7 protein-coding genes are annotated in these 5,396 nt (G+C 70.2%); 4 read left to right on the top strand and 3 right to left on the bottom strand.

Annotated features, from left to right (window positions below):
* Positions 1-180: 180 nt before the first annotated feature.
* Positions 181-1,146, bottom strand: coding sequence for a TIGR03557 family F420-dependent LLM class oxidoreductase (locus ACFWX1_RS34770; RefSeq protein ID WP_378394024.1), 966 nt, complete (start codon positions 1,144-1,146; stop codon positions 181-183).
* 74 nt (positions 1,147-1,220) lie between these two features.
* Here ACFWX1_RS34770 and ACFWX1_RS34765 point away from each other — a divergent pair, with 74 nt between their 5' ends.
* Positions 1,221-1,673, top strand: a complete 453-nt coding sequence (locus ACFWX1_RS34765; protein WP_378394023.1) for a DUF4383 domain-containing protein — start codon at positions 1,221-1,223, stop codon at positions 1,671-1,673.
* A gap of 1 nt (position 1,674) precedes the next feature.
* On the opposite strand, the gene ACFWX1_RS34760 is transcribed toward ACFWX1_RS34765, so the two are convergent.
* Positions 1,675-2,292 (bottom strand): UdgX family uracil-DNA binding protein, encoded by a 618-nt coding sequence (locus ACFWX1_RS34760; protein WP_378394022.1) that lies wholly within the window; start codon positions 2,290-2,292, stop codon positions 1,675-1,677.
* 93 nt (positions 2,293-2,385) lie between these two features.
* A complete protein-coding gene (locus ACFWX1_RS34755) occupies positions 2,386-2,805 on the bottom strand; it encodes a CBS domain-containing protein (RefSeq protein WP_378394021.1) in 420 nt (139 codons plus the stop codon).
* A 95-nt stretch (positions 2,806-2,900) separates the two neighbouring features.
* Here ACFWX1_RS34755 and ACFWX1_RS34750 point away from each other — a divergent pair, with 95 nt between their 5' ends.
* The 3 genes from ACFWX1_RS34750 to ACFWX1_RS34740 are packed head-to-tail and all read left to right on the top strand — an operon-like array spanning position 2,901 to position 5,320.
* Positions 2,901-3,260, top strand: coding sequence for a VOC family protein (locus ACFWX1_RS34750; protein ID WP_378394020.1), 360 nt, complete (start codon positions 2,901-2,903; stop codon positions 3,258-3,260).
* A gap of 51 nt (positions 3,261-3,311) precedes the next feature.
* Positions 3,312-5,120, top strand: coding sequence for a thiamine pyrophosphate-requiring protein (locus tag ACFWX1_RS34745; protein ID WP_378394019.1), 1,809 nt, complete (start codon positions 3,312-3,314; stop codon positions 5,118-5,120).
* Complete coding sequence (locus ACFWX1_RS34740) at positions 5,120-5,320, top strand: hypothetical protein (RefSeq protein ID WP_378394018.1); 201 nt, start codon at positions 5,120-5,122, stop codon at positions 5,318-5,320. Before ACFWX1_RS34745 ends, ACFWX1_RS34740 begins: the two co-directional genes overlap by 1 nt.
* Positions 5,321-5,396 lie beyond the last annotated feature (76 nt).

Raw genomic sequence — 5,396 nt, 5'->3', positions numbered from 1 at the left:
ACGACGTTGATCGTCTCGAACGGAGCGTTCGCGACGAGGACATGGCCTCGCCCTGGACCGCGTGAGCTGAAGGGGACTTTCGTCTCGGCACATGCGAGGAAAGTCCCCTTCAGCTCATGTCACGCGAGGAAAGTCCCCTTCAGCCCGGTCCGGCGCCGGTGGGGGCGACCTTCGGCGGAGTCAGATCTCGCGCAGAGCGGGGAGCAGCTCGCGCTCGGCGAAGTCCAGGAAGTCCTCCTGCCGGTCCCCGCCGATCTCGACCAGCGCGACGTCGGTGAAGCCCGCCTCGACGAACTGCCGCACGCCCTGAGCGATCGGCTCGATGTCGGGTCCACAAGGGATTCCCGCCGCGACGTCGTCCTCGGTGACGAACTGGGTGGCACCGGCGAACCCGGCCGGGCCGGGCAGTTCGGCGTTGACCTTCCAGCCGTTCCCGAACCAGCGGAACTGCTCGTGCGCGCGTTTGACCGCGGCCGCCCGGTCCGGGTCCCACGAGATCGGCAGCTGCGCGATCTTGCGGGTCGGCCTGCCCAGCCGGGTCGCGTCCCATTCCCGGCACAGCTGTTCCTTCGGCTCCACCGCGATCATCGCGTCCGCCACCGGCGCGAACCGGGTCACCGACTGGCTGCCCGACACCGCGACCGCGATGGGCGCCCGCGCCGTGGGCAGATCCCAGAGTTTCGCCGAGTCCACCCGGAAATACGTGCCCGCGTAGTCGAAGTAGCCGCCGTCGAAGAGCCCGCCGATGATCTGGACGGCCTCCGCGAGCATGTCGTGCCGGACGTTCACCGGCGGCCAGCCGCGGCCGACGACGTGCTCGTTGAGGTTCTCTCCCGCGCCCAGCCCGAGGGTGAAGCGGCCGTCGCTCAGCTCCTGCACCGTCGCCGCCTTCTGCGCTACCACGGCCGGGTGATACCGCATCGTCGGGCAGGTCACGTACGTCATCAGCTCGACCCGTTCCGTGCAGTGCGCGACGGCACCGAGCACGCTCCACGCGTACGGCGAGTGGCCCTGCTCCTCCAGCCACGGCGAGTAGTGGTCGCTGGACACCTCGAAATCGAAGCCGGCGCGTTCGGCGCCCTCGGCGTAGCGGACGAGTTCCTTCGGGCCTGCCTGTTCGGTCATCAGCGTGTAGCCGAGGCGCATGGGTACCTCCTCGCGGGGTTTTGTGGATCACCCGCCGGGTACCCGAACGAAACGTGCGTATGCGGAGGATCGTGATGACCGAGCGAACCGGACGTTATCCCGCGCGGCTGATCGTCGCGCTCATCGGAATCGCCTACCTGGCACTGGGCCTGGCCGGCTTCTGGACCCCGCAGGCGAGCACCGCGGGCCCCGATCCGAGCCGGACGGTGTGGATCTTCGGCTCCAGCGCGGTGCTGAACGTGGTGCACACCGCCGTCGGTGTACTCGCGCTACTGGCGGCCCTGCACCGCACGAGCACCATCGCGTTCGCCTGGGTGCTGTTCTTCGGGTTCACCGGGCTCACAGTGAACGGGGTGCTCGTGGCGGCCACCGGCACCAGCGGCAATCCCGTGAACCTGAACTGGGCGGACAACTGGCTGCACGGCCTGACCGCGCTGGCGGGTCTCGCGATCGTGCTGTACGACATCGGGGCGTCCCGGCGCGGAGTTTCCCGGCGCGGGGGCGCCCACGCGGCGGCACGTCGTTGATTCACACCGCTTTCGCGGCTGTCGCGAGGTCGGCCCGGAATGCTTCGTAGGCGCTTTCGCGGTCCTCGGCGCGAAGCACCGAGGACGGATGCACAGTGGCGATGGCCTGCCTGCCGCCGAACTCTTCCGGTAGGCGAACGAGCTTGCCCCGTTCCCGGGTGATGCGGAAGTCCGTGCCCAGCACGGCCTGCGCAGCCGTCGCACCGAGCAGGACGACGAGTTCGGGCTCCACGGCGGTGAGTTCGGCGAGCAGCCACGGACGGCACGCGACGACCTCGGTCCGCGACGGCTTCTTGTGGATCCGGCGCTTACCGCGCTCGGGGCGGGTGAACTTGAAGTGCTTGACGGCGTTGGTCAGGTAGAGGCCCGCGCGGTCGAGGCCGGCGTCGTGCAGCGCGCGGTCCAGGAGATGCCCGGCGGGTCCGACGAACGGTTCACCCTCGACGTCCTCCCGGTCGCCGGGCTGCTCACCCACGAGCATGACCCGCGCGTCCCGTTCTCCGGCGCCGAACACCGTCTGGGTGGCGTCCCGGTACAACCCGCAGCCTTCACAAGCCCCGGCCGCGGAACGCAGCCGGGGCAGCGAGACCGTGTCCGGCAGATAGTCGGCCGCGCTCATCTCATGTCCTTTTAGGACGTCCTCTTCGGACATCCATCGTGGACCGGCCGTACCCCGGCCTTGGCAGACGGAGCACGGCCGAGCCTGTCGGGGTTATTCCTCCTGGGAAACGGCTTCGACGAGTTCGCCGCTGGCCGGATTGGTCAGCGCCCTGGCGACGTCGGCCTGCGCGACGATGCCGACCAGGGTGCCGCCGTCCACCACGGGCAGCCTGCGGACGGCGTGCTCGGACATGGTGCGGATGATCTCCTCGGCATCGGCGTCGGGACCGACGGTCACGACACCGCCCTCGACCACCTCCGACGCGTGCAGCGCCCGGGGATCCTTGCCCTCGGCCAGCACCCGCACGACGATGTCGCGGTCGGTGAGCATGCCCTTGATCCGGCCGTCCTCCCCGCAGACCGGCACGGCGCCGACCCCCTCGGCGGCCATCAGCCGGGCCGCCTCCAGCACCACATCCGATTCGCGGACGCATTTCACGGGGCTCGTCATCAGCTCACGTACGGTGGTCACCGCTGCCTCCCTTCCTCGGCGTTCGCGGCTCTACCCGCACCGGGTTCCCGTCGATCCGCCCGGCAAACCCGCACCCGCCGTGCGACCGTGGAGCCATGCGCACCCGGATGATCGCCGTCGCGTTCGACTGCCACCGCCCGGAGACCCTCGCCGCGTTCTGGCGGGCCGCGCTGGGCTACGGCACGGTCGAACGCTGGACGGACGAGGACGGCACGGGCTACGTCGAGGTCAAGGAGGCCGGGCAGCCGTCACTGCTCTTCCAGCCCGTGCCCGAGGACAAGACCGTCAAGAACCGGGTCCACCTCGACCTCGCGCCGGCGGAGCTGGACCAGCGCGGCGAGGTCGCCCGGCTGGAGGCGCTGGGGGCCACGGTGGTCGAGGAGGACACCGCGGGCCCGTGGATCGTGCTCGCCGACCCCGAGGGCAACGAATTCTGCGTGCTCCCGGCCCGCTGACCCGCTCCCGCCACGATGTTTCGTCCCGCGCGGACCGGCAACCCGGCGGACATGACCACCACCGTTGCGGATCAAGTACTGTCCCGGCTTCGCGAATGGGGTGTCGAGCAGGTCTTCGGCTATCCCGGCGACGGCATCAACGGCCTCGTCACGGCGTTCGGCGCGGCGGACGACGAACCGCGCTTCGTCCAGGCCAGGCACGAGGAGATGGCGGCCTTCCAGGCGGTCGGCTACGCGAAGTTCAGCGGCAGGGCGGGCGTCTGCGCGGCCACCTCCGGCCCCGGCGCCATCCACCTGCTCAACGGGCTCTACGACGCCAAGCTGGACCACGTGCCGGTGGTGGCGATCGTCGGCCAGACCGCGCGCAGCGCGATGGGCGGGAGCTACCAGCAGGAGGTCGACCTGCAGGCGCTGTACAAGGACGTCGCGAGCGAGTACCTCGTCGAGGTGAACGTCCCCGAGCAGCTGCCGAACGCGATCGACCGGGCGATGCGGACCGCGCTCGCCCAGCGGGCCCCCACCGCGGTGATCATCCCGAACGACGTCCAGGAATCCGCTTACCACGCACCGGAACACGCGTTCAAGCACGTGCCGTCGAGCCCGCCGTCCCGGCCGAGGGCCCAGGTCGTGCCGCCCACCGAGGATCTCACCCGCGCCGCCGAGGTGCTCAACGCCGGGAGCCGGGTCGCGATCCTGGCGGGCCAGGGCGCCCGCAACGCCGTCACCGAACTGCGCGAACTGGCGGAGCGGACCGGCGCGGGGGTCGCGAAGGCGTTGCTGGGCAAGGATGTGCTGCCCGACGACCTGCCGTACGTCACCGGGTCGATCGGGCTGCTCGGCACGCGCCCGAGCTACGAGCTGATGCGCGACTGCGACACGCTGCTGATCGTCGGGTCGAGCCTCCCGTACTCCCAGTTCCTGCCGGACTTCGGGCAGGCACGCGCGGTGCAGATCGACCTCGACGCGCGGTTCCTCGGCCTGCGTTACCCCACCGAGGTGCCGATGCTCGGCGACGCGAAGGCGACACTGGAGCGGTTGCTCCCGCTGATCGAACCCAAGACCGACCGCACATGGCGGGAGAAGATCGAGGGCAACGTCGCCGATTGGTGGGAAACCGTGTCGCGGCAGGCGATGCTGGAAGCCAAGCCGGTCAACCCGATGCGCATCGTGCACGAGCTGTCCGAGCGGATCCCGGACGACGCGATCGTCACCGCCGACTCCGGCTCGGCCGCGAACTGGTACGCCCGCAACCTCCGGATACGGGGCCGGATGCGCGGATCGCTGTCGGGCACGCTCGCCACCATGGGGCCCGGCGTGCCCTACGCGATCGGCGCGAAGTTCGCCTACCCGGACCGGCCGGTCATCGCGCTCGTCGGCGACGGCGCGATGCAGATGAACGGCCTCGCCGAGTTGCTCACGATCGCCCGCTATCGCGACCGGTGGGCCGACCAGCGCTGCGTGATCTGCGTCTTCCACAACGGCGACCTCAACCAGGTCACCTGGGAACTGCGGGCGATGGGCGGCGCGCCGAAGTTCGAGGAATCGCAGACGCTGCCCGAAGTGTCCTATGCGGACTTCGCCCGCGGCATCGGCCTCGGCGGGATCACCGTCGACTCCCCCGACGACCTCGGCGCCGCCTGGGACCAGGCGCTCTCCGGTGGCCTGCCGACGGTCCTGGACGTCCATTGCGACCCCGAGGTCCCGCCGATCCCGCCGCACGCGACTTTCGACCAGCTCAAGTCCATGACCGAAGCGGTGCTCAAGGGCGACCCGCACGCGTGGCACCTGATCGTCCAGGGTGCCAAGACGAAGGCGCAGGAGTTCCTGCCCTCCCGCTCCGGCTCCGAACGGGAGGAATGATGACCACCCGGATCCCCGCCCGCATGCAGATTCCCGACGACGGTACCGCCGTGGCCTGCGAACGCTGCGGCTTCCCGACCTTGCGGGTCGCCGAACTCGTCTCGGTCGACGGCACCGTGGTGGGCAAGACGATGGTGTGCACGTCCTGCCGCCAGCTCCTACGGCCGGAAGGCCCTGGCACGGCGAGCGGGACCGACTGACCGCCGGGTCGTCAAGCCCAGAGTCCGGGGATGGCAGCCCGGCGCGAACATGTAGAATCCCGGGGGCGGGAAATGA

Origin of the sequence: Amycolatopsis sp. NPDC059021 (assembly GCF_042739895.1) — a bacterium.
Lineage (GTDB): Bacteria > Actinomycetota > Actinomycetes > Mycobacteriales > Pseudonocardiaceae > Amycolatopsis.
This window is presented reverse-complemented; position numbering and strand designations above follow the sequence as displayed.

Excerpts from the sequence above, each read along its gene's own strand:
- ACFWX1_RS34750 (WP_378394020.1), top strand. The coding sequence starts at position 2,901 with ATGCGCACCCGGATGATCGCCGTCGCGTTCGACTGCCACCGCCCGGAG.
- ACFWX1_RS34740 (WP_378394018.1), top strand. The coding sequence starts at position 5,120 with ATGACCACCCGGATCCCCGCCCGCATGCAGATTCCCGACGACGGTACC.
- ACFWX1_RS34770 (WP_378394024.1), bottom strand. The coding sequence starts at position 1,146 with ATGCGCCTCGGCTACACGCTGATGACCGAACAGGCAGGCCCGAAGGAA.
- ACFWX1_RS34765 (WP_378394023.1), top strand. The coding sequence starts at position 1,221 with ATGACCGAGCGAACCGGACGTTATCCCGCGCGGCTGATCGTCGCGCTC.
- ACFWX1_RS34745 (WP_378394019.1), top strand. The coding sequence starts at position 3,312 with ATGACCACCACCGTTGCGGATCAAGTACTGTCCCGGCTTCGCGAATGG.
- ACFWX1_RS34760 (WP_378394022.1), bottom strand. The coding sequence starts at position 2,292 with ATGAGCGCGGCCGACTATCTGCCGGACACGGTCTCGCTGCCCCGGCTG.